General features: G+C 65.7%; 15 protein-coding genes and 1 pseudogene. 8 read left to right on the forward strand and 8 right to left on the reverse strand.

Annotated elements, in window-relative coordinates:
• Positions 1-202 precede the first annotated feature (202 nt).
• From ACWEH3_RS26475 to ACWEH3_RS26485, 3 genes and pseudogenes are all read left to right on the forward strand, one after another.
• A pseudogene (locus ACWEH3_RS26475) lies at positions 203-286 on the forward strand (ANTAR domain-containing protein); the annotation flags it as partial.
• 28 nt (positions 287-314) lie between these two features.
• Positions 315-575 (forward strand): hypothetical protein, encoded by a 261-nt coding sequence (locus tag ACWEH3_RS26480; RefSeq protein ID WP_450020960.1) that lies wholly within the window; start codon positions 315-317, stop codon positions 573-575.
• 51 nt (positions 576-626) lie between these two features.
• Positions 627-833 (forward strand): hypothetical protein, encoded by a 207-nt coding sequence (locus tag ACWEH3_RS26485; protein WP_450020958.1) that lies wholly within the window; start codon positions 627-629, stop codon positions 831-833.
• A gap of 252 nt (positions 834-1,085) precedes the next feature.
• Here ACWEH3_RS26485 and ACWEH3_RS26490 read toward each other — a convergent pair whose 3' ends face one another.
• Positions 1,086-1,394, reverse strand: coding sequence for a DUF6802 family protein (locus tag ACWEH3_RS26490; protein WP_450020956.1), 309 nt, complete (start codon positions 1,392-1,394; stop codon positions 1,086-1,088).
• Between the two features lie 497 nt (positions 1,395-1,891).
• Between ACWEH3_RS26490 and ACWEH3_RS26495 the strand changes: the two genes are divergently transcribed.
• Positions 1,892-2,059, forward strand: a complete 168-nt coding sequence (locus tag ACWEH3_RS26495) for a hypothetical protein (protein ID WP_450020954.1) — start codon at positions 1,892-1,894, stop codon at positions 2,057-2,059.
• A gap of 61 nt (positions 2,060-2,120) precedes the next feature.
• On the opposite strand, the gene ACWEH3_RS26500 is transcribed toward ACWEH3_RS26495, so the two are convergent.
• The 3 genes from ACWEH3_RS26500 to ACWEH3_RS26510 all read right to left on the reverse strand — a co-directional run bounded on the left by ACWEH3_RS26500 (position 2,121) and on the right by ACWEH3_RS26510 (position 3,667).
• The gene (locus tag ACWEH3_RS26500; protein WP_450020952.1) at positions 2,121-2,630 is read right to left on the reverse strand and encodes a putative immunity protein; all 510 of its coding nucleotides are present in this window, start codon (positions 2,628-2,630) and stop codon (positions 2,121-2,123) included.
• Positions 2,627-3,163 carry a putative immunity protein gene (locus ACWEH3_RS26505; RefSeq protein ID WP_450020950.1) on the reverse strand — a complete coding sequence of 179 codons (537 nt, stop codon included), beginning with the start codon at positions 3,161-3,163 and terminating at the stop codon, positions 2,627-2,629. Before ACWEH3_RS26505 ends, ACWEH3_RS26500 begins: the two co-directional genes overlap by 4 nt.
• 378 nt (positions 3,164-3,541) lie before the next feature.
• On the reverse strand, positions 3,542-3,667 hold the full coding sequence (locus ACWEH3_RS26510) for a hypothetical protein (RefSeq protein WP_450020948.1): 126 nt from the start codon (positions 3,665-3,667) through the stop codon (positions 3,542-3,544).
• Between the two features lie 298 nt (positions 3,668-3,965).
• On the opposite strand from ACWEH3_RS26510, the gene ACWEH3_RS26515 reads away from it, so the two are divergent.
• The gene (locus tag ACWEH3_RS26515; protein ID WP_450020946.1) at positions 3,966-5,207 is read left to right on the forward strand and encodes a lipase family protein; all 1,242 of its coding nucleotides are present in this window, start codon (positions 3,966-3,968) and stop codon (positions 5,205-5,207) included.
• 1,151 nt (positions 5,208-6,358) lie between these two features.
• Here ACWEH3_RS26515 and ACWEH3_RS26520 read toward each other — a convergent pair.
• Positions 6,359-7,243 (reverse strand): hypothetical protein, encoded by an 885-nt coding sequence (locus tag ACWEH3_RS26520; protein ID WP_450020944.1) that lies wholly within the window; start codon positions 7,241-7,243, stop codon positions 6,359-6,361.
• A gap of 562 nt (positions 7,244-7,805) precedes the next feature.
• On the opposite strand from ACWEH3_RS26520, the gene ACWEH3_RS26525 reads away from it, so the two are divergent.
• A complete protein-coding gene (locus ACWEH3_RS26525) occupies positions 7,806-9,155 on the forward strand; it encodes an FAD-binding oxidoreductase (protein ID WP_450020942.1) in 1,350 nt (449 codons plus the stop codon).
• 223 nt (positions 9,156-9,378) lie between these two features.
• On the opposite strand, the gene ACWEH3_RS26530 is transcribed toward ACWEH3_RS26525, so the two are convergent.
• The 3 genes from ACWEH3_RS26530 to ACWEH3_RS26540 form a co-directional block, all read right to left on the reverse strand.
• Positions 9,379-17,874 carry an amino acid adenylation domain-containing protein gene (locus tag ACWEH3_RS26530; protein WP_450020940.1) on the reverse strand — a complete coding sequence of 2,832 codons (8,496 nt, stop codon included), beginning with the start codon at positions 17,872-17,874 and terminating at the stop codon, positions 9,379-9,381.
• Between the two features lie 54 nt (positions 17,875-17,928).
• Positions 17,929-18,393, reverse strand: a complete 465-nt coding sequence (locus ACWEH3_RS26535; RefSeq protein WP_450020938.1) for a hypothetical protein — start codon at positions 18,391-18,393, stop codon at positions 17,929-17,931.
• A 548-nt stretch (positions 18,394-18,941) separates the two neighbouring features.
• Positions 18,942-19,712 (reverse strand): serine/threonine protein phosphatase, encoded by a 771-nt coding sequence (locus ACWEH3_RS26540; protein WP_450020936.1) that lies wholly within the window; start codon positions 19,710-19,712, stop codon positions 18,942-18,944.
• Positions 19,713-20,018: 306 nt separating this feature from the next.
• Here ACWEH3_RS26540 and ACWEH3_RS26545 point away from each other — a divergent pair, with 306 nt between their 5' ends.
• A complete protein-coding gene (locus tag ACWEH3_RS26545; RefSeq protein WP_450020934.1) occupies positions 20,019-21,191 on the forward strand; it encodes a hypothetical protein in 1,173 nt (390 codons plus the stop codon).
• 162 nt (positions 21,192-21,353) lie between these two features.
• Positions 21,354-22,682: a cytochrome P450 gene (locus tag ACWEH3_RS26550; RefSeq protein ID WP_450020932.1), complete on the forward strand. Its 1,329-nt coding sequence runs from the start codon at positions 21,354-21,356 to the stop codon at positions 22,680-22,682.
• Positions 22,683-22,774 lie beyond the last annotated feature (92 nt).

The raw sequence follows: 22,774 nt of genomic DNA on the forward strand, positions 1-22,774 counted from the left end.
TCACCTGCCCGGCCAACCAGACATCTCATCTCCAACGACACAGAAACTACACCCCGTCCTCCAGAATGTCTACACCCCGCAATACAGATTTTCCCGCTTCCCGGGTAGGGATTTCCCGCACGCCGCACCGCGGGTAGCGGTGGGTGTGGACATCGAACAGCCCCGACCGCACGCTGATGCCGATCGGTACGCCTTCGAGGGCGGCCGCGCGGTGATCGAGCAGGCCAAAGGGATGCTGATGCTGGTCTACGGGATCGGCGAGCAGCAAGCGTTCGCGCTGCTTCAGCGCGATTGCCGAGTTCGAGCACGCCTTGATGTCCGAACGCACCCGCGACGGTTTGGCCGCCGCCCGCGCCCGCGGCCGTACCGGCGGTCAGAAGCCGAAGCTCGGCCCGCCGCAGGTGCAGTTGGCGCGGGCGATGTACGACGAGCTCGACGAGACCGGAAAGCGCCGCTACACCGTCTCGCAGATCGCCGCCGAGTTCGGTGTCAACTCCGAAAACAACCGTGCTGTCACGGTCTACACAGTCCTCATCGACGGCTCTGTCCTCGACACCGACGAAACCTGCTCCTAGACAATGTATTTCAGGCGCGGCGCAGTAGTGTCACGCTATAGACTTCCCGTCATGCTGAAGTATCTGATCAGTGGGGTGATGATCGCGGCCTTCTCCTCCGGCGCGGCTGGCACGGCGGCGGCTGATGAAACCGTTGACTACTACTCCACTCACGGAGCTTGTGTCGCGAATGGGGTGGCTAAATTCGGTCAAGAAGGGCTGGGTAAGACCTGGTTCTGCCGTCAAAATGGTAACCAGTTCGAACTGTTTCGCCGTTAAGGGGATACAGGATCGGGTGGTTCCGCGCCCGCGACGAGATCGATGCCGCCGCACCGCCCGGAGGCCGATGGGATCTCGGTGACCGACTGCCAGCTGGTAGCTGTTTCAGACGCTGCAAAGTGCTGACGGGGGTTGCTATTTCGCCGAATCGACAACCCATCCGCGTGGTGTCGTGCAACGAGTATCGGCGCAGTTCCGACATAGCCCGACCCGGCGCTGCCGCACCCTCCCTCAACGGGAAGGCGGCACCGCTCAAGTGCCCAGCCGCCCCTGATCCGTCCGAATCCACTCCGAGGTTCCGTCCGGGTGTCGATGGAACTCCCAGGCGGTGTAGTCGCCGTCCTTCTCCACCACCTTGACGTGATCGGCGAAGCCGTCGTGATCGACGTCGGTCCACACCTGCATGGCATCGTCGCCGGTGATGGTCACGCTGTCGAGCAGACCGTCTTGGTCGATGTCCTGGGTGGGATGGTGCAGCTCGACGGCGCCGAGGCCACCCAATTCGGCGTGCGCGTCGATATGCGGTAGATCCAGTCCCGGAAGATCACCCGACGTGACCATGACCCCCGCTTCCTGGCACCACGCCTTCGAAGAACTCGGCCAGCATGGGCCCAGAGTATCGAGGTCTCGGCCGCCATTCAATACTTTGTACCACTGGTCGCCGAATTCGAAGCCAACCTGGGCCACCTGCGCACCCGCGAAGGCCCGCGCCAAGGGCCGCCTCGAGGCAAACAACCGAAACTGCCACTCGCAGTATGCAAAACGATCCATCGCCGCTACCACGACCCCGACGCGAGCCTGGCCGGCCTCGCCGCAGAGTCCAGCGTCGGCCGCTCCACCATCCACCGCATCATCATCAGCACCCCGTCCCGGACCTGGCGCTCGCGCCCGTTGCGACCGGACTGTTCGCGCGAGAACTATCGTGTGGGCCGTGGTGTCGTCCGTGGATGTCGAGCGGTGCCGTTTCAGTTCCGGTACCCGGGTGGCGCCCCTGCCGAGGTCAACTGGTCGCGGTGGCACGTATCAGCCCTTCTCCGAGGCGGCTCACCTCCTGGATCATGAGTCGGCCCACCGATCTACCCGCCGGGTGCCGGGCTCACCTGGACAAACTTGTCTCCGCCTGCCCCGAGATGACGGACCTGGTCCGACTCGTCGGTGAGTTCGCGTCGATCCTGGCCGAACGCCGCGGCAGCGACCTGGATGACTGGATGAAGCAGGTCCGCTAGGCCGGGACTGCGGGGATGGTTGCCAGAACAAGCGGTCGATAAAGCGGAGATGCTGTGTGGCTCAGTCGGAGAAGACTGACCAGCAGATGCTGTTGCGCCGGGCCTGGTCTTCGAGGACAAGGGCGCGGATGGGGTCGGTGAGCTGGTCTCGCTGCCAGTCACGCTCGATCCGGCCTGCCCGGGGATTGCCGGGGTCCGCGCTTCGAGCGGCTTTGATCGCGTAGGCGGCGGCACCGAGGTCGTGTTCGGCGACGTGTCCAACGCATGCGGCTTGTCCGGCGGCGTAGGCGGCGAATCGAGCCGCGCCGGTCAGCGGGCGGGCGGCGCCCATCGCGTGTCCGCCTGCTGCCCGGGCCTGCATCATCGGCATATCGCCTCGCGCCCACGCTCTGGCGGCGGCGATGGCGTCTCGTGGGCGTGGATCGTCAGGCCGTTCGTGCTCGAAATGGCCGAGAACGTGCTCGGCGCATGCCGCCGCCCACAGCGCGAGCAGCTGATGGTCGGCATCGGTCAAGCAGCCACCCCGACGGATCGTCACCATCCGGGGGTCTCGGACCTTGGGCAGGATCATCGCCGCTCCGACCCTCGCTTGTGCCGCGGTGACGGGGTGTGCCCATCTCGCAGGCGGTTGTCGAGCTGGTGCACGAGCCGGCTGACCCGGTTCGCGCCGGCGCCGATCCGCGGATAACGGCGGAGGACGTCGATCAACAGTGGCGTGGCGAGGTCGGCGATGCGCTCGACCGAGTCGCCGTACTCCTCGCTGGGGCACAGCTCGAACACTCGGATGGTGTGCGCAGACGCGCGCAGAATGTGGTTGACCTGAACGGCATCCGCCAACGGATGCAAGTACGCCGACGCGGCCGCATCGCCCGCGGCCATCGCGGCGTGAAACGCCACGGGCGCCGCCGCTTCTCGCCCAGCACGGTGGGCAGCAGGTGCCGTCACACGCTGGGCGCGAGAGCGGTGGTCTCCGTGGACGAACGCGGCTGCGGCGGCGAGTGCGTCGCGGGGTCTGCTGTCATCGGGGTGACATGCCTCGAACAGCGGGAGTACCTGCTCTGCCGAGGTCATGGCAAAAGCCGTCACCGCTCTGATCTCGTCCATGGTCAACACGAAGTCTGCGGTGCGTTGGTTGCGCCGGAGGGGAGGCTCTGACCGTAGGTTCACACTCTCCGATCGTAACTTTGAACGTTCGATTGAATGTTGTGGTCACATAACCAGGGAATGTGACCGAAAACCCTCAAAGTGATGCCGCGCGGCGCACAGTCCGGCAATGGCAATGAACTGCAGGGTGACCCGGTACGGTCACCGAACGTCGGTAGGCTTCGGCCTGCTGGATCCACTGAGGCCCCTTACGGTCCCGCTCCTCCTCGACCGGGTCGCGGGCAGCCCGACCGCGTCGAGGTCGGCGATCGACGGCACCCGACAACCCCCACCTCGACACCGGCGAGCCGACCTGCTGCCCGGTGACGCCGCCGCAGCTCAGGCGGCGGCATCACGGCCGCACACCCGATGCCCGAGTTCGCCGGCCGCCGCGTCGAGCCGGGCCTTGTCGCGCCCGGAGACGATCATCTTCGCCCCCCAACTCGTCCCTCTATCGAATCGCAACTTCCACCTTGCGCGCGCCGGAACGGTGGCAGATGGAGATCCGCGTATTCGTGCTAGAGCTCCAAGGGACGGCTACCAGCGTCCCTCGTGACCGCGCGGACCGGCCTCCCTTCGGCGGGCGAGCGTCAAATCCTGGGCAGGCAGGTTATTCGCCCGCATGTGTGGTGGGTCGTCTAGACTCCTATACACAGCTACCGGTCCGGGATGTTCTGTCCCCGATGCGGACGCGGCGTGTGAATTCGCGTCACCGCTTTCTCCTCTCTGTTTCGGATGAAACCCATACGGTAAGGAGCGGTACATGACTGCACAATCCACGACGATCAATGAGCCGTCTCTGCAAGACAAGATCACATACCAGCTGTGCGAGTACGCGAATCTGGTCAACAGCATCAGCAAAGAAGACGGCGACCTGGAGGACACCCTCTCTCAAAAGATCCAGCAGTATCTCGACACCAACCGGGACGTCATCGGAGGGTGGGAGATCGTCTGGGGTCCGGGAGTCGCGCTGTTCGACACCGACTTGTACGCGGTCAACGCCCTGTACATGGTGCGAAGCACCGAGGATCGCTCCCGGTACGTGATCGCGATGGCCGGCAGCACCGACGCACTGGTGTTCGACTGGCTCGTCGAGGACTCCTTCATTCTCCAGACGCCGTGGTTCGCGAATAATGCCGCCTGGCACACGATCGGCACCGCCATCGGGGTGAAAACCCTCCTCGGTATCAAACCCTCAGGCCAGCGTCCCGGCGCCGGTCACACGTTGCCCGAGTTCCTGAGCTCGCTCGGCGACAAGGCGATCGACCTGACCGTCACCGGCCACAGCCTCGGCGGTGCCCTGTCACTCACGTTCGCGCTGTTCCTGCGCGACACCCAGTGGCTTTGGGACAATTCCGAAAAAGCCAAGATCAGTGTGCTCTCGACCGCCGGACCGAGTTTCTGCAATCAGGAATTCGTCAACTACACCACCCAACGCCTGCAACGAGTACGGCGCTACGCCAACGACCTCGACATCGTCCCGCACATGTGGAACCCGCCCGATATCGATGGCGCCAAGGCTCTCTACTCCAAGAACAACCAGCCTGCCCCCGGTGGTATGCAGGTTCTGTTCGAAGTGCTCAAGATACAGGCATCCGTATCAGGCCAATACGCACACTTCGACCCCACCAGCGGCGTGTTCCACGGCACGTTCAACAATGAGATCAATCAAACGCAAGGCTCGACGCCGGATGATTTGTACTTTGCGCAGGTCGGGTACCAGCACATAGGCGGCTACCATGAGTTCTTCGAAATCGGAGGCGTGCAGTGGCCGCAGGGCGTCGTAGCCCTCCCGCCGGTCGGCACCGACGCCGTGATAAACCGCGTCTCGGCCTTGGCCGGTCTACCGCTCGGCGACGGTGCCGGAAAGGTACTGGCGAACCATCGGCCGGCGACCGTGCCGCTCAACGGGCAGCCCGTGGAGCTGCCCACCGACCACGACAGCCCCGAAGCCAAGAACTTCGTGGACCGCGTCACCGCCGAGTTCAACCCCACCCCCGCATGAACTGATGCCCGTGCCTCGCACTCGGTGGCACGCGAGCTTCGATCCGGTACAGCGCGCTCCAACGGGGCAGGGCGTGGCGGTCGATTCCGGCAGGCAGTCTCGGCGACTGCAGGTCAGTTGACGAGGTCCAGCGTCGGCCTCGGCAGTCGGCCGCCACGACCAGCTTGGGTCTCCCAAAGATTCGAGCCATTCGCCGATGAGTGCCAAGACGAATCCGTTTGCGATTGGCGACCTGGTCGCGGCATTAGGGAATCACAGTTCGAATGTGTCTGCGGTACAACAAAGTCCGATCCCAGGCTGCGGCAGGAGCGCGGTTGGCGTTCACCACATCGGGATTGCGTCGGGGTGGCCACCACCGAATTGTGTTGCAAATCAGGCCATACCGCAACGATCGCGCTAGACGTACAGCGGTTCGGCGGAACCGCGCACACCAGGCACGGCGCCGACGTGGCGGCCGTGGTGACCACCAAACATGCCTTTACCCAGAAACCACACGCATATGCGGCCAGGGTCGGAATCGTGCCCGTCCCAGCGAGAGCACTCGCAGCCTGAGGTCGCGGACCGGGCCGACTCCCTGGGACTGAGCCCGAGAAATCGGCGTCGAAAGCTGTGAACTTTTTGAACCCGCAAACTCCTGCAAACTCTCGGCGTCTGAGAACGGATGTTCTCCAGACTGGAGGTGTTGGGTCTGGCGGATGGCTGGCCGACACCACCCGCCAGGCCCAACCCCGCGGCACACCACGAAACGTGTGAACGGCCGTTTCAGGAACATACGAGTAGGTCGGATCTATCATGCCTGCCGTCTCCAGACCTGCTGCGAGGCTCGTGACAGCGCAGAGGACAGCTGCGCACGCTGGGGTTCGCCACCTCCCTCCTGGGCGACCCAGCGTCAGGCTTGCCTGCGCAACAACATATTCCGGCTCACGACACCTTCTTGCCTCCGGCTGGGCGCGCGGAGGTCGGATGCTCGGCAAGTGGACCGTGGGTGTCGGCGTGGGTGCAATCTTCGATCGCCGTCCGGTCACTGCTCCTCGCGTGTACTACTGAGCCGTCGTGAGGCGTGCGGCCGCCGACTCCTTGAGTAATGCCGCCCTGTTCGTGAGATCGTCGTGCACCTCGGTTGCACGCCCTGGTCGAACTCACGCGACATCTCAGTCCTTCGGCGCGGGGTTGATCGTGTCGCCGTACCAGCTCAGATCCGACTGCTCGGCGACCTCGAAGGCCTCGAAACGGTCGTCGGCCACAACCGCGTCGATCAGAGCCCGTGAGCCGGCGACGATCGTGGAGTCGAAGTCGATCTCGCTGGCCACGACCCAGGCGTGGTCGGCGGGCCAGAGCAGCTGTGGCGTCACTCCGGGGAAGTCGGTCGTCCATCCCAGGCCCGCCGCATGCACCCAGCTGGGGTCGGCGAGTTCGGGGAGACTTGTGTCGAACAGCAGGAAGTCGCGTCCCGGCCACTGTAGGAAAGGTCCTGTCCGGACCGCTCGTCTGACCTGTGGCGCGACAGAGGCTGCCAGCTCGGCGTCGATTCGAGCTCGCTCGCGCTCGAGGTTCTGCGGATCGCCGTCGGTGGACGCGACGAACACCGTACCCGAGGATGCGTTCAGCTCGCCGAATCCATTCCACACTCCAGCCGTCACCTCTTCCGGGGCCTCGGTGGCTGCGCGAAGGTGGACTGTGAGCGCGGCCAGCAGGCTCGGGTCGAACCACCCCTCGACGGTCTGGCCGACTCTCCAGCCGTCATCGAACGACATCGCCGCTTCGTCCTCACCGTCGGTGAGGTTGCGCCACTGCACCAGCGGATGCATCACTCTGCCGTTGCGCACGGCGACCTGGGCCCACGGCCACATCGCCTCCTCCACGATCTCGGGATTGCCCCACTCGTCGGTGACCGTGACATCGCGGCGGGTCGCCTCGACCGGGTGCAGGATCCGCGCATAAGCCTCGAAGCCGGTACCAGCGACGCCGCCGACCCCGTGTTCGCCGACGCGCGCGAGCAGCCACCCACCACGCTCGAAATCCGTTGTGAACTCCACCCAGCCAGCCTAATGAGCCACGCCTGTCGGGCAGCTCCGTCTCTGGACGCTGAGTAACACGCCAAGGGGACGCGCGTAACCGCCACGGCCGTAGTCCGAATCTTGAGGCGCCTTGTGGCCACGAGCCGAGTCGAACCGAAGTAGCCAGCTGGCCGCATCCGAGGCGGCAAGGGAGAGCCGCCAAAAGCTGTACCGCGAATTCCTCAGCAGCCTGAACCGGTAATAGGCTGGTAGGGTTCGGCAGTGAGTCACGCCTTGGGGCGGTTGTGATCGTCTCGATTGGCGTGTCGGGACACACCGCCACGTCACCCGGTTACCGTTCGGGAATCGACCACGAAGGACTGCCCGGCGGTTGGCGCGTAAGAGTTCAATTGGGAGCCCGGTATTGGCATAGCCCGATCGAGAGGACCTGGACTTGAGTGATCTTTCTCGCCGTGACCTGCTCAGGACGTCGACGGCCGCCGGCGTAGGAGCAGTCGTTGTTTCGGGCCTCACAGCCGCAGACGCGGATATTGCAAACGCAAGCGCCCCGCGAAAACGCCCGGGATGCCCGCCCGCGACGTTGACCGGCCACATCGTCCGACCCGGTGACGTGTCGTATACGGAGGCCCGACTCGGCTGGGACCAGCTCTTTTCTCACTATCCGCTGGTCATCGTCTTCGCGCAGGACACCCAGGACGTGGTGAACGCCCTGACGTGGGCGCGGCAGCACAACGTCGCGTTGCGGGTACGCAGCGGCCGCCACGCCCTCGAGGGCTGGTCGAACGTCGACAACGGCATCGTGATCGACGTCAGCCGGCTGAAGTCCGTCCGGATCGACCCTGGCGCTCGAATAGCGACGGTCGGGGCCGGGCTGACCCAGCTGGAAGCGGTGACGACGCTCGCGAAGCAGAATTTTGCGATCACAACCGGAAGCGAGGGCAGCGTAAGCGCGTGCGGTGCGACGCTCGGCGGGGGCCTCGGGCCGCTCAACCGCTGGCTCGGCATGGCCTGCGACAGCCTGATGGCGGCCGAGGTCGTCGTCGCGTCGGGTGACGACTGCGCCGAGGTGATCAACGCGGACTCGCAGCACCACTCGGATCTGCTCTGGGCGCTTCGCGGCGCGGGCAACGGCAACTTCGGGATCGTCACCCAACTCACCTACAAGGTGTATCCGCTCGAGCGTCTGGCCAATGTGCAGGCGACATGGGATGGACTCGGGGACCTGTACGGGGTCTTCGAGGCGTGGCAGCGTACGGTACCGTCCGCCGACAGCCGTCTGGGATCCGAGCTCGAGGTCCACAAGTCCCAGATCCTGCTGTCCGCGTGGCTTGTGGAGGGGGCGGCGGCACAGGCCACAGAGATGCTGGCTGCGATCCTGTCGGTCGGCACGCCCGATGTCACGGTGCAGGTCGGTAACTGGGGCGATATTTTCGCGGGAGCCCAGGTCCCGCTCCCGCAAGAGCCCGCGAACTGGAAGTTCTTCTCGCAGTTCGTCAAAGAGCCGTTCCCGAAGAAGGCGGTCGACATCATCGGCGACTTCATGCGAAACGCTCCGACAGAGGAGAGCAACTACTTCGTCGATGCCTTCGGTGGGGCGATCAAGACGGAACCCCCCGGCGGCACGGCGTTCGCCCATCGCGACGCGCTCTTCTACGGTGAGATCGGCGCGGGTTGGGGGACTCGTTCAACACAACCAGGCGTCAGCGACCCGCTGACCTCGCAGGCCCAGGCCTGGACCGCTGAGTTCAGCCAGGCGCTGCGGCCCTACGCGGACGGCGCCTACGTCAACGTGCCGAACGTCGGAATGCAAGAGTGGGGAACCGCCTACTGGGGCAGACAGCACTTCGAGCAGCTGCGCAGGATCAAAGCGAAGTACGACCCCCACAACGTTTTCCAGTACGAGCAGAGCATCCCGCCTGCGTCACACTGATCGACAGTCAGTCATGACTGTTCCGCGGACCCGGACCTCCACGAGCACGCGAAACCCGCGCTCGCTCAAATCGGCTCGGGCAGTGTCGATCTGCTGGCAAGCGCTTTATTTTCGACGCGGTGGCCCGCGACGCCGCGCATCAGCCTGCGACATCTCGGCACGCTTCGACGTCACCCAACCCATCTCCGCGAGCTGCCGCGACATACCGGCCTGCCTTGGAGGTTCATCTTCGACCGGCCAAATGCTCGTCGAGTACGCGCGCGATGATCGGCAACACGTGTCGTGCGGTCAGTTCGTCGTGGGTGACTCCGATATCGTGATCGACGATCTCGCCGGTCACGTAGGGTTGCCATCCACCGGGGCCCAAGTTGTCGGAAGCGTCGACGGTCGCACTGAAATACACCGCGTCCCCGTCGAATACGGGACGACGATATCCGGTTCTGATGTGTGCCACTATGTTGTACCACCGCGTCAGACGCTCGATTGTGCCCGCGTCGATCGGCGAAACACCGCCCAGCTGGGTACGAATCAGATCGGCGGCATCTTCCGCGGACGCATCGGCGGGCACACCACGAATACCCAACATCGGGCCGAAAGTACCGACGAAGCCGCCAGCAGAAAGCTGCTCGATGCTGTCACCATCGATGTCCGCGGAGTCCGTGTCGAGTAGCGCAAGAAGTCCTACATGCTCACCGGCGTTCCGCAACTTCGCGGCGATCGCGTGCGCGACGAGCCCGCCGAACGACCACCCGAGCAGGTGGTAGGGACCCGTCGGCTGCAGGATCCGGATCTCGTGGATGTACCGGTCGACCAACTCTTCGATCGATCGCGCCAGCGCTTCGCCGCCGCCCAGGCCCGGTGCCTGTAGCCCATAGATCGGCCTGCCCTGCGACAGCACATCCGCGAATCCCGAGTAGGGCCAGGCGACTCCGGAGGACGGGGACACGCAGAACAGCGCGGGTTCGCTGCCGTCGAGCCGGATCGGCCACACGACGTCGAGCATAGCTCCGGCGTCGACTGGAGGCAGCTCATCGGCCATGCGCCCGGCGGCCGCGGCCAATGCGGCGATGGTGCGGTGCTGGAACACCTGAAACGGCGTGCAGTGGACGCCCCGCCGCTCGGCCCTGGATACCAGCTGGAGAGCGAGGATACTGTCGCCGCCGAGAACGAAGAAAGAATCGTCGGCGCCGACTTTGTCGACACCGAGCAGCTCCGCGCAGATGTCGGCGAGAATTGCTTCGGTCGGTGTCGAGGGTGGTCGGTACTCGGTCTGCCCGTCCGTGAATTCAGGTGTCGGCAAGGCATTCCGATCGAGCTTGCCGACCGCGTTGAGCGGAATCGTATCGAGCACGACGAATACGGAAGGGACCATGTACGCGGGCAGGGCAGCGGTCGCGACCATACGCAGGTGCGCGACGTCGACCGCGATACCATCGGCAGGCAGCACATACGACACCAATACGGTCGCCCCCGTCGGCCCGGCGCGGCCCATCGTCACTGCGTACTCGACCTGTTCATCGCGGCACAGCACGGAATCGATCTCGCCGAGTTCGATCCGTAGGCCGTGAATCTTCACCTGGAAGTCGTTGCGGCCCAAGAACTCCAGCTCGTATGTATGGTCGGTCCCGATGACCCATCGCACCATGTCTCCGGTGCGGTACATCCGCTCCCCCGGCTGGCCGTAGGGATCGGCGACGAAGTGTGTCGCGGTCGACTCGAAACGGCCGAAATAGCCGCGGGCGAGCGCGGGACCGGCCAGGTACAGTTCACCGGCGACGCCGACCGGCACTGGACGCAACCAGGTGTCGAGCACCATGGTCGCGGCGCCGCGGATCGGCCCGCCGATGGTGATCGGTGCTGCCGCGGCGAGATCGCGGTGACAGGTCGCCCAAGTGCTGAACTCTGTCGGACCGTACAGGTTCACCATCCGACGCTCGGTCGACCACCGCTCGATCAGTTCAGCCCTCGCGGGCTCGCCCCCCACAGCAAGCACCCGCAGGTCATCGAGTCCGTCAGGATCCATCGTGGCCAGTACCGACGGCGTGATCGACGCGTGGGTGACCCGTTCGGCGCGCAGCAGTCGATCCAGCTCTCCGCCCGCACATACGTCAGGCGGCGCGATCACGAGTTCGCCGCCCGCGCCATGTGCTGTCAGCAGTTCGAAGATCGACGCGTCGAAGCTCGGTGACGCCACATGCAGCACGCCGGCCGACGGATCCAACTCCAGTGAGTCGATCAAGGCGGCCACCAGATTCGCGAGCCCGCGATGGCTGACCAGCACAGCCTTGGGTTCGCCGGTGGAACCCGAGGTGTAGATCAGGTACGCCGCGTGGTCGATGCGAATGGGACTCCCACGCTCCGCGTCGGTGATCGGTGCTGCGGAGACCTTCTCGACCCGGCGGCGCGTATCGAGGTCATCGAGCAGCAGCCAGTCGACGGTTCCCGGCAGCGTCTCGTGGGTCACCGTCACGCCGAGCGCCGCCTTCGAGTCGGCCAGGATGTGCTCGATCCGCTCGATCGGATAGCAAGGATCGAGCGATACGAACGCCGCGCCGGTCTTGGCGACTGCCCACACCGCCACCACCGATTCCAGCGATCGACCGAGAGCAAGCACGACGGACATTTCCGGCCGCACGCCTCGGCGCAGTAGGACGCGGGCAAGACGATTGGACCAGGCGTCGAGCTCGCCATAGGACATCGTTATCTCGCCCGCGCGAACAGCGATGGCGCTGTGGTCGATCCGTGCTCCGGCACAGAGAATTTCGGGCAGCGTTCGCGGCGGCATCGACGCCGGTCCACGCACCGACAGCAGCGCGGCGCGCTCCGCGTCGTCGCAGCACTGGAGCTCGGACACTACTGCCTGTAGGTCGCCTACGAGTTGAGTCAGGAGCCGGACCAAGCGATCCAACAGTAGGCGCGCTGTCTCCGGCGCGAACTGGTCGGCGTGGTACTTCACGCTGATGCGCAGCATGGCCTGCCCGTCGCTGCCGGGCAGCGGAACCACCATGAGATTCAGCGGATACGGCGTGGCATCGGTGCCCTCGATGTCGACTACCCGCATGCCCGCGACGTCCGGCAGCACCGACAACGCGCCTCGGTCGAGCGGATACGACTCGAAAACGGTGAGCGTATCGAACAATTCGGCCAAGCCCACCGTCTTGTGAATCGCAGCGAGCCCGACTTGCTGATGATCCATCAGCCGTGCCTGTTCACTCTGCATGCGAGCCAGTAGGTCGGCGACCCGCTCCGCGGGATCGAACCGTACGCGCACCGGCAGCGTATTGATGAAAAGACCGACCGATTCTTCGACACCGGGCAGCTCGGGTGGCCTGCCCGACACCGTCGCGCCGAATACCACGTCGGATCGGCCGGTCAGCACGGCCAGCAGCATCGCCCAACCCGCCTGCACTATCGTGTTCGTCGTGGTGCCCGAATCGCGCGCGGCCATTTGCAGACGTGCGACGATGTCCTGGGACAGGTCGGCGGACACCGTCCCGGTCCCTGTCGCCTCCGTCCGGGTCGATGTCGAGACCGCCCGTGTCGGGATGTCGATACCTGCCAAGTACTGTGCCCACGCGGCGGTCGACGCAGCATGATCCTGCTGGCGCAGCCAGGAGAGGAATTCGCGGTAGGAGTGCGCGGGCGGCAGCGCGGAGGTGTCGCCCGCAGTGGCATAGAGCGTGAGTAATTCCCGCACCAGCAGCGCCGTCGACCAGCCGTCCAGTACAAGGTGATGGTTGGTCAGCACGAACCGGTACTGCGCGGGAGCGGTACGCACGAGCGTGCAGCGCACGAGCGGCGGGCGGGTCAATTCGAACCGGCTGCCCGCGTCCAGGGCGATCACCCGGTCGAGTTCTCGCTGTCGTTGCTCGGCTTCGGCGATTCCGGTCAGGTCGATCTCCCGCCAGCAGATGTCGGCGTCGGTGACGACGAGTTGGCGGGGCCCTTCATCGGTCTCCACGAACGCGACCCGCAGGATGTCGTGCCGTGCCACCAGCGTCTGCGCGGCGGAGCGTAGTCGCGCGGTGTCGACGGTGCCCGTCAGCGTGAGTAGCGACTGCACCGTATAGACGTCGGCGCCTTCGGGATCGTACAGCGCATGGAAGAGCAGGCCATGTTGCAATGGTGACAGCGGCCAGACATCGGTGAGAGTCGGATAGGTGCGATCCCAGGCGTCGATCTGTGCCTGCGTCACCGCGACGAGGTCCAAGTCGCAAGGAGTGTGTCCTCCGGCTCCTGGGCTGCCGCTGTGATCGACCAGTGCCCGCAGCGCGGCTGCCCAGAGATCGGCGAGCTCTTCGACGTCTACGGCCGCGAGCAGCCGAGCTGCGTACGCCCACGTCACTTCCAGCCCGGCGTCGGTCAGGGCGGCATTGATATCGACGACTGCGGCCAGCGGCGCTCGCTCGTCCAGCGTTGCCGCGAAGCGTCGCGGCAACCAGGCCCCGGCCTCGCTGTCGGTCGGCACCCGGCCCAAATAGTTGAAGCTGATCTGCGGGGTCGGCGCGTCCATGAGCGCATTCTTGGTGTCGGCGTTCAGATACCGGAGCATGCCGAAGCCGACACCCTTGTCGGGCACCGCGCGTAACTGTTGCTTCGTGGTCTTGATCGCGGCGCCCGCCGCGGGGCCACCGGTGAAAGCGTCTGCGAGGTCGATGCCCGTCAGATCGATGGCGATCGGATGGACCGAGGTGAACCAGCCCACGGTGCGGGCGACATCGGCGCCGGGCAGGACGGCCTCCGTGCGTCCGTGGCCCTCCACGCTGAGAAGCAATGACCTTCGATAGCGCCAGCGGCATACCGCCATCGCGAGCGCGGTCAGCAGCACATCGTCGGCACCGCAGTGGAAAAGGTCCGGCACCGTGGTGAGTACCGAGTTCGCGACATCCGGAACGACGATGGTCCGAAAAGTCCCCGCGGTGGCGGCGACGTCGAGCGCCGGGTCCCGAGCACCCGTGCCGATCGGCGGATCGGGCGTCGCCAAAACGTTCTGCCAGACCGACAGTTCGGCGCTCCGACCTGCCGCATGCTCGAGTTGTCCGTGCGCCCAACGCCGAAACGAGGTACCGACCGGAGCCAGGGCGAGGCCCATGGCCGCGGTCGCCAGATCCGGCAGCAGAGTGCGCCACGACACCGCGTCGATCACCAGGTGATGCAGCACGATCCAGCACAAGGAAGGAGCATCCGCTCGTTCGATCAGCACGAAGCGTGCGACGACTCCGGCCTCCGGATCGAGCAGATCCGCGGCAGCCTGCAATTCGTCATCGAACGGCGGATCGCCGTTGCGATCGGCGCTCACGATGTCCACCAACGTGCCTGCCTCGACCGCACCGGCTGGCGCGACAACCCATTCCCAGCCGTGGTCGGTGTTTCGCATCGAGGAGCGCAGTAGATCGTGATGGTCGAGGAGCACTTGCACGGCCTCGACCAATCGTGTGTGGTCCACGTCGGCCGGTAGACCGACCAAGACCGCCTGGCCGAGCCTGCGCCAGGTCTGTCCTTGGTCCAGCATCGCGTGCACGATCGGTGTGAGTCCGACGGCGCCGACGCCACCGCCGGGCAGCTCGCGCGCCACCGGAGTGTGCGCCTCGGTGGCCACCGAGGCGAGAGCGGCAACGGTCTTGCGCTCGAATACATATCGTGCGCTGAAGCCGATCCCGGCGGACTTCGCCTTCGAGACCAGTTGAATGGCCGAGATGCTGTCGCCACCGAGTGCGAAGAAGCTCGCGTCGACGGCCACCGAATCCAGCCCGAGAACCTCGGCGAACAGCGCGGCCAGCGCCTGCTCCCGTGGCGTCGAAGGTGGTCTGCCCACAGGCGCGTCCGAGCCGAACTCTGGTTCTGGCAGTGCCGTGCGATCCACCTTGCCCAGCGGTGTCAGCGGAAGACGGTCCAGTATTACCACCGCGGCGGGCACCATGTAGGCCGGAAGCGCCTTGTCCGCAGCCGCTTTCAACGCGTCCACAGAGACCTTGACGCCCGGTTCGGGCAGCACGTACGACACCAGCGCGGTGGAACCCGAGTCGGTCTCCTTGCCGAGGGTAACCACGAAGTCGACGCCGGGGTGCTGTCGCAGAACAGCATCGATTTCGTCGAGCTCGATACGGAAGCCGCGCACCTTCACCTGAAAGTCGCTGCGGCCCTGATGCTCCAGCTCCAATCTCCCGGAACTCTTGGTCCAGCGAGCCAAGTCTCCGGTGCGGTACATCCGCTCGCCGCACGCGTAAGGGTTCGCTACGAATCGGCAGGCAGTGAGGCCTTTACGCTGATGGTAGCCGCGCGCCACACCCGCCCCGGCGAGGTAGAGCTCCCCGATCGTCCCGGGAGCCACCGGCCGCAACCAGGAATCGAGCACGACCGCTGAGAAACCGCGAGCCGGACTTCCGATCGTAACCGGCCCAGCGGGTCTCAACGCGTCGCTCAACGTCGCCGTGACCGTGGTCTCGGTGGGCCCGTACCCGTTGAGCACAGCACGACCGGACCACCTGGCCACCAACTCGCCCGGGCAGCTCTCACCACCGACAACGACAGTGCGCAGGCTGGGTAGTGTCGCCGGGTCGAGGGTTCCCACGACCGCCGGTGTGGCGTCCAGGTGGGACACACCTTCCGCGCGCAGAACCGCCGCCATCTCTTCACCGCCGTACGCCGATGGCGGAACAACGACGAGCGTCGCACCGGCGGCGAAGCTGACCAGGATCTCTTCGACCGAAATATCGAAGCTCGGCGAAACAACGTGGGCCATCACGGAATCCGCGGCGACACCGAAACCCTGCGCGGAGTTTGCGACCAGATTCGCCAAGCCCCGGTGTGTGACCATCACGCCTTTGGGCAATCCGGTCGACCCCGACGTGTAGATCATGTAGGCGGCCTGATCCAAGAGCACCGCAGCGTGCCGCACCCTATCGTCGACCGCGGCCGCACTTCGCTCCGCGATGTCCCGGCCGGTCTCGTCCTCGTCGAGGATCAGCCAGTTCACCCGATTCGGAAGCAGACTTCGCGCGGTCGTTACGGTAAGGCCGATGCCGACGCCGCTGTCGTCGACCATGTGCTCGATCCGGCCGGAAGGGTAGTTCGGGTCGATCGGCACGAATGCGGCGCCTGTCTTGGCCACGGCGAGCATCGCGAGCACGGAATCGATCGAGCGCGGAATCGAGATCGCCACACCGCGTTCCGGCCCGGCACCGGCGGCGATCAGGATGCGTGCCAGCCGGTTGGTGTATTCGTCCACTTGGCGGTAGGTCAGCCGAGCCGACCCGCTGTGGACAGCGATCGCTTCGGGGTCGATTCCCGCACCCGCGGCGAGAATTTCGGGGAGCGTGCGCGGCGCGACGCCCGTCGGTCCGCGTGCCGGTGCGAGTTCGGCGAGCTCGTTATCGGGTACGACGGGAATCGTGGACAGTGCCGCGTCCGGTCCAGCGGTGAGGAACCTGCGCAGGAACCGCAGAAATCGGCTGTGGTGAGTGATCAATTCGGTATCGCTGTACAGGTTCGCGTTGCCCTGGAAGTCGATGTGGGTGCTCTCGCCCCCAACGCCCGGATACAGATTGACGTAGAGGTCGTCGATCAGCCCGGCCGTCAGCACATGCGCTCGTCCGGTGACCGCACCGAGTTGAACCCTGGTGTCCAGCATCATCAAATTCACCGACGGACCGAAGGTCGCTACCTCGTCCATCGGCCAACCGAGGTCGCGGAAGATGTCCTCTTGGCGGTAGCGCTGCCGCCGCAGCGCGCCGGTCAGCTCGGCCTGTGCTGCCCGGATCAGTTCACCGACGGTCGTGGTCGGCCGCAAGCTCAGTCGCACCGGGACGACGTTGGCGATCATGCCGCCGGAGCGCCGCATCGTCGCCGTCGTGCGCGCAGAGACCGGCAGGCTCAAGACCACCTCTGGAGCGCCGGTGATCGCAGCCAGATAGGCGCCGAAGGTTGCGACCACCGTAGGCGCCACACCGGACGACGCCGCCTTCGCGACCATCGCCAGCAACGCAGCCGTTTCCTGCGTCAGCGCCGCCTCCACACGTCTGGGATGCGCGTCCACTTCGGCGATACGGCCCGCCAGACTCACCGGGTCGGCGATCCCGTCCAGGTGCCGAAGCCAATACTCGCGGTCGGCCGCGAAACGGTCGGAGCTGCGGTACTCCCGATCGGCATCGACGATCTTCCTCAGGTCCTCGGCCTGTGCGGCAGGGGGCGGCCTCCCCTCGATCGCCGCGGTGTAGAGCTCGCCGGTGCGTCGCGCCATGGCCGAGACCCCCATGCCGTCCAGCGCGATGTGATGCATCCGCCAGTAGCAGAACCAGCGGTCGTCGGCGATCCGCAGCATGACGACACAGGCCAGCCGATCGTTCATCAGATCGAGGGGCGCCGAGTATTCGCGGCGCATCCAGGCATGAGCGGCGCCCGCGGGATCGCGCTCACCTCGGAAGTCGACAACGCGTGCGCTATCGTCGAGCGTGGTGTCGACGCACTGGAACGGATAACCGTCGCTTTCTATCAGGCGCAGATACCCGGTGCCGAACTCGCGCCCGGCTTGGCGCGCCGCCGGGGCGAGCAGGTCGAGGTCGATCGATCCCGCCAGGTCGACGTACTGGGCAATCGAGATCGGGACATCGCCTGCGACGTGCTGGGCGAACCAAATTCCGCGTTGCGCCGCCGAAAGCGGGAAGGCTCCGTCGGGCAGCCTATTGCCGGTAGCGATCGGTCGAGCGGAAGACTGTTGCATGACAAGACCCTTATTCTGACCCACCGGTGTAGCCGCTCGGGCCATTCGTCACGATCAAGTACTACGGATGTAGTAGTCCTTGAATCTCAGTTGACACGGCGCACGCCAGGGCTGAATCGGCACCCCTCCGTAAACTGAACGCGACCGCGCGTTTATCGCACAGCGGCACCCGATCTGAGCCAGGCTCAGGACGGCGTCCGCGCCGACAGAGGTTCCGTCGAGGCATCGGCCGCAGTCCGCGATGAAAGACCGCAAACGCCGACCGCTCGTCTCGGAAAGCCATAGACGCCGCGACTTGCCGGGTACCGCCGGATCGGCGGCAAATGTGAACAGCCCCGCATCACGGTGCACCGGCAGACCACTGACGATCGACTCGTTACCCACGATGAAGCTCAACACGAGAGAGTTGGCATCGGCCCCTGCTAGCCGGACCAGCGCGGTCGCATCGACCGCCGCGACAGGCTTCGCGAGCGGCGGCATGCAGAGGTTGTCGGCGAGCGACGCGGTCGGTGCGTGCATGTCGTATCCCAAGGCCACAGCCAGGAGGCCTATTGCGCACCCCGACCATGGCCTCCAGCAGGGACTTCAACGATAACTCCGAAGCGAGCGCCGGTGCAGGCTTTCGATAGACAGAACTCACCACTTTCTCGACCTGCCTCGACGCCTGCACAGCGGTTCCACGCCGTCACGTGCTCAGCTGCCGATGACCGACGACCAAGCCCACGGTCACCTGGACCGCCGTGACCGCCTTGCAGCGGGTCGTGGTCGCCTGGTCGGCAGAGCCCCCTCGAGTCATCCGGACCGCCTTAGGTCTGCCTTGCAGCTGTCCACGTCGCCCGCTTCGACCGCGACCGCGAGTTCGACTTCACCGCGGACCCGATCGTGGGTCTGGTCAGCGCACGCGTCGGTGGCGTCGACGCTTCGGCAAACAGCCAGAACAACTCCGAAAGGTCCGCTTAGTTGGGAAGAAGTCCACGCCTTGTCGATGAACGGGGCCGGAACACCGGCATGTCCGTCATGTCGATCGGTTTTCCCCAACTACGTGTTCGCTCCGAGGACACGGTGGGTCACCTAGCGTCTGGGCCCCGAAAGGCCGGGCCGCCCAGCAGGCAGCGGATCTCCTGGTCCGGGTACGGGGTGCTCCGGCTCTCCTGCTGGAACGCGCTAATGAATGCGGACATCGCCGCGGCGATCGGCGCGTGCCGGGTGAGGACCGCGGCGACCCCCTCGGGGATGCCCTCCGGCGACTTGCCCTCGGCGAAGGCGCGCACCATCGCGGCGCGCGCCCCCCGGTCCTCCCGCCGGAGCCCGTACAGCGCGGTGACCAGCCAGTTCACCAAGTAGGTGGCGGTATAGCCGCGGTCGTAACTCTGGTTCTGGTCGAAGAACGCGGCATCCTCCGGTGAGAGGTCGAACCCGCAGGACAGCGCGAGGCCGTAGTCGCCGAAGTAGAGGCGTCGACCGTCGGTCAGGATGTTCTCGAAGTGCGCGTCGAGGTGCAGCAGACCGCGACTGTTCATGAACGCGGTGCCGGCGGCCAGTTCCCGCTCGACCATGGCGCAGGCCCGGTCGGCGGGCTCCTCGCCCGCCTCGATCTGGGTGTTCAGCCACTCGTGCAGGTTCTGCGGGATGTATTCCAGGAACAGCGCGATGCTCGCCGAAGAGATCTGGAGGGCCTCGATCCGGTGGCGTACCTGCGGTCGGCCGTCCCAGTAGGCGACGGCACGGTCGATGTCGGCGAGCTCCTCCGGCAGCGGCGTCGTGTCCGGCAGCACCCGCCAGTGGTACATCAGCGGGAAGCCCTCGTGTTCGGCGGCGAGCACCCAGTTCGTCGTCATGGTGTGCACGGCGAGCTCGCGCCAGGCTCCGAAGCCCGGCCCGCCGATGAGGCCGACGCCGTAATGGCTCTACGTCACGACCTCCACGTAGGCGTCAAGCGACGGTCTGAGGCTACGGGTCCGCTGGCTTTCGGCATGTCGCCGATCCGCAGCACGGCCACGGACCATACGGTTGCCGACTGCACTCGGAGATACGCACAGCGCCCGTCGCGCCGCATGCCGCCGCGCTGGTCCGGCATGCAGACTCCCCCTGACCGGGAACGTCGCTCTCGGACCGAGACGTGCCTCGCGTGCAAAGATGACGCGATGAGCACCGTGTTCATGCGGCCGGTCAGCGAGGAAACCGTCAATCTGTTCATGGATTACGGGCAGTTCCGCATCGACGGCGGCGTCGAGAGCCCGGTCGAGGAACTCGAACTGCTCGACCGCGCGCAGGCGGCGCATCCGTTCGCCTCAGATGGGCTGGCGGTGGTGGTGTTGAGCCCGCACCAGAACAACTTCCATATGCCAGTAACGATTCAGGTATGGGACGAGCGGCCGCCCGGCGATCGCGGCGAATGGCAGCAGGTGTGTGAGACGAGGTTACGAGTCGGACCGGAAGGCACACTGTTCCTGTCGTCGCCCACCGACGGCGCGGTCGACTGCCCGGTTCCGGAGGGCCAGTACCTGATCGATATCAGCGGCCGTGGATTCGTCAACTACGGCTGGCCCGGGTCGACCGAACCCGGCGATGTGTGGCGTATCCGGCTCTGGCCGGACGACGGCAGCGAACCGCTACCGGCCATGCAGTGGAATATGCCCGGATACGGTGTGCCCGAGAATGTCCCGCTGCCCGAGGTAACCGCGTCGGTCGACGTGGAGGAATGGGTCGTCGTAGTCGACGACAAAGGCTCGCGCCGCCTGCACATCGACGATCTGCCTGCGCAAGCGGCCGCTTTCCAGCGGCAGCGTTGGGGCGGGGAGCCGATACCCCGCCTGGAAGATCACCCGGGCGCGGAAGACCTGGCACGCCATGACCGCGCGATCGCCGAGGCCATCGCCACGATGGGTGATCCCGAGTTGCGGCGCCTGGCGCGTTGGTCGGCGGCCCAAGCCTGCGCGAAAGCAGGCCTCAGCGACCGGCCGTGGGTGCGGCCCGCCTTGGCGGCGCTGCGGGACGGCCGACCGCTACCGCCCCCGTTCGACGACGTAGACGCGGCCATGACCTGGCTGCACGACGAGGACTTCGGCCCGCCGAAAGGTGAGCAGGTCGGCACCATCGAAGCGACGATGGTTCTCGGTTCGGCCGGTTCGACGGCGAGCCCCTTCGATCTGGGCCCGATCCACCGCCCGTCCTTCGCGCTGCCCACCATCATCGACGCGAACCGACACGACGCCCTCGATGCCGCGATGACGACCCTGTACGCCACGGGATTGGTCTTCGGCCCCGAGGTGGACACGCTGTTCGCCGCGCTCAGAGCGGAATTCGGGATCGGGTGAGCCGAACGGCGAGGGCGAATCCGGATGGTGGGATCCGCAGCAGTGACTGCTCCGGCACGTCGACGGCTTCGCCTGTGCGAAGCGGTGATAGGCCCTGTATCCATTGCCACTGCGGGGATTTCATGTTTGCGAGTCGCCGAGCGACGGGTTAAGGATGGCTACATGTCGCATCCCACGCTGTCTCTGCGTGATCTCCCTAGGCTTCGCACCCGCCACATCGCGCAGATCGGTGGACTGATGCGCCCCGGCACGCACCGTTCCCCCTTGCTGGAATTCGGCGAACGGTTCGTCGTCTCGCCGCCAGGATTTCCGACCATGCTGGTCACTTACGACATGGACGATGTGCGAGGACTGTTCGCCAACCACGACGACTTCTCGGTCGGGCAGGTGCTGAGCCGCTTCTCCAGCCACGACATGATGTTCGGCAAGCAGACGTTGATCTTTCTCGACGGTGACGAACATCGCCGCGAACGTAAGCTGTTCGCACCGCCGTTCCAGAGCAAGGCACTCCGGTCCTACGAGGATCTCATGGTGGAGGTGGTCCAGCGCGAACTGCCGACTTGGCCTGTCGGTGAACCGTTCGAGTTTCTGAAGGTCGGCTACGACCTGGCCATCGGCGTGCTGCTCGGCGTCGTCTTCGGCGACGTGGCCGCGCCCCGCAAGGACCGGCTGAAACAGGCGGTGAGCCGGTGGTTCGGGGAAATAGAAAGTCGCGGATTTCTCGCCGTCACCTTGCTCACCCCGCTGGTCGGTGGCTACACGTTGCCCTACCCGCCGCTCAGCCGCCGCCAGTCGGAGGTCGACGCCCTCATCATCGAGGAAATCGCCGCGCGCCGGTCCACGCCCGGTGACAGAAACGGCCGGAAAGATGTGCTGTCGCGGTATGTCGGCACCGAACTGGATCAGCACGACGATGCCGCATTGGCCCGCAATATGCGTGGCATCCTGCTCGGCGCCTACGAGACCACCGCGATCACGCTCGGCTGGATCGCCGCCATGCTGGCCGTCCACCCGGCAGCCATGGCCGAACTCGATGCAGCGGTCGACGCAGGCGACTCCGCCCGGCTCGACGCATATCTCGACGCCGTGGTCGCCGAAACAATGCGAATCCGCCCGGTGTCACCGTTCACCGGGCGGCGCGCACTGCGCGACACCGTGGTCAACGGAGTCCACGTCCCCAAGGGGGCCATCGTCATAGTCCCCATTCTCCTCATTCACGAATCACCACGGCATTACCCGGACCCGATGGCCTTCCGCCCTGAACGCTTCCTCGACGAGCCGCCGAACGGCCGCACCTGGCTGACCTTCGGCGCCGGCGCGCATCGCTGTCTGGGTGCCCAATTCGCCTTGGCGGAAGCGCGCATCCTCTTCCGCACCATCCTCGAGCATCGTCGCATCGGCGCGGCCACCGGTCCCGTCGAGCCCCCCCGTCGCTATCACACCGGCCTCAGCCCCGCCTACAACGCCCGGATAACCTTGCATCCCCGCTGATCAGACCCCCACCGAGGCAGGCTGATTCGCCGTCGCCGGAGTCTTCGAGCAACTGGAGTCATCGGTCATCGCTCGATGCGTGGCGCACCCTC

This window comes from Nocardia sp. NPDC004718 (assembly GCF_053601535.1).

Bases quoted from the DNA above. Each gene is read 5' to 3' on its own strand.
- ACWEH3_RS26550 (WP_450020932.1), top strand. From the start codon at position 21,354: ATGTCGCATCCCACGCTGTCTCTGCGTGATCTCCCTAGGCTTCGCACC.
- ACWEH3_RS26495 (WP_450020954.1), top strand. From the start codon at position 1,892: ATGAGTCGGCCCACCGATCTACCCGCCGGGTGCCGGGCTCACCTGGAC.
- ACWEH3_RS26485 (WP_450020958.1), top strand. From the start codon at position 627: ATGCTGAAGTATCTGATCAGTGGGGTGATGATCGCGGCCTTCTCCTCC.
- ACWEH3_RS26480 (WP_450020960.1), top strand. From the start codon at position 315: ATGTCCGAACGCACCCGCGACGGTTTGGCCGCCGCCCGCGCCCGCGGC.
- ACWEH3_RS26500 (WP_450020952.1), bottom strand. From the start codon at position 2,630: ATGATCCTGCCCAAGGTCCGAGACCCCCGGATGGTGACGATCCGTCGG.
- ACWEH3_RS26535 (WP_450020938.1), bottom strand. From the start codon at position 18,393: ATGCACGCACCGACCGCGTCGCTCGCCGACAACCTCTGCATGCCGCCG.
- ACWEH3_RS26545 (WP_450020934.1), top strand. From the start codon at position 20,019: ATGAGCACCGTGTTCATGCGGCCGGTCAGCGAGGAAACCGTCAATCTG.
- ACWEH3_RS26540 (WP_450020936.1), bottom strand. From the start codon at position 19,712: ATGACGACGAACTGGGTGCTCGCCGCCGAACACGAGGGCTTCCCGCTG.
- ACWEH3_RS26490 (WP_450020956.1), bottom strand. From the start codon at position 1,394: ATGGTCACGTCGGGTGATCTTCCGGGACTGGATCTACCGCATATCGAC.
- ACWEH3_RS26515 (WP_450020946.1), top strand. From the start codon at position 3,966: ATGACTGCACAATCCACGACGATCAATGAGCCGTCTCTGCAAGACAAG.
- ACWEH3_RS26530 (WP_450020940.1), bottom strand. From the start codon at position 17,874: ATGCAACAGTCTTCCGCTCGACCGATCGCTACCGGCAATAGGCTGCCC.
- ACWEH3_RS26505 (WP_450020950.1), bottom strand. From the start codon at position 3,163: ATGGACGAGATCAGAGCGGTGACGGCTTTTGCCATGACCTCGGCAGAG.